This window comes from Hymenobacter agri (assembly GCF_054778495.1).
This window is the reverse complement of record NZ_BAAGZM010001115.1, coordinates 1-802: the sequence shown is the minus strand read 5'-3', so window position 1 is coordinate 802 and position 802 is coordinate 1. Positions and strand designations below refer to the sequence as shown.

The 802-nt window shown below is 68.7% G+C and carries 1 protein-coding gene; it reads right to left on the bottom strand.

The annotated features are described in order from the left end of the window. Positions 1–802: fibronectin type III domain-containing protein (locus ACYVDE_RS24805; protein ID WP_460504187.1), on the bottom strand; the 802-nt coding region annotated here is incomplete at both ends.

The window sequence follows — 802 nt, the reverse complement described above, 5'->3', positions numbered from 1 at the left end:
GGGGCGCGCTAATCGAGCCGCAGCCCGTGCCCTGCCCGCCCGTGCCGTACACCGAGCTGGCCGTTTGGGTGGCGCCCACGGTGGTGGTGGCCAGCGGCGTGCAGCTGTTGTTCACGGCGAGGGTAGTGGCGCCGCAGGGGTCGTCGTTCAGGATTTGGGTGGTGAAGCTCGCCGGCCCGGCCGTGCCGGAATTGGTGCTCGACGAGCAGTTCTGCGTCACGTAGAACTGGTACGTGGTGCCGGGCGTGAGGCCGGTGATGGCGTAGGGCGGGGCCGCAATGCCGGTGGCCGTGGTGTACACATTGGTGCTGGAGCTGGGCTGGTTGGGGTTGAAGCCGGTGGGGCCGTACAGCACGGTGTAGGTACCTGCGCCGCCCGTCAGCCAAGTCAGCGAGGCGGTGGTGGTGGTGGTAGTGGCCGTCAGGCTGGCCGGGGTGAGGCAGCCGGTGGTCGATTCCAGAATTACGTTGTCGAGCCCGATGTCCGTCACCCCGAAATCGGCCCGGCCGCGGAAGCGAATCACAGCCGTGGCCGAAGTGCTGCTGATGGGCAGCACCTGCGTGGCGAAGCCCGCCGCCGCGGTGCCACTCTGGTTGAAGCCGGCCAGGCGCGTAAACGTCAGCCCCCCGTCGTTCGAGAGCTGTATCACCAGCGAGTCGGCGCCGCTGGTGTTGATGAAATCGAAGCTCAGACGCTTGGTCCCGGCCGCGCTCAGGTCCGCGTACAGGTCCAGCGTCCCAATCTGGCCGCTGTTGGCCTGGCCGCTGTGGAAGCGGGCCGAGCGGCTGCCCTGGCTGGCCGC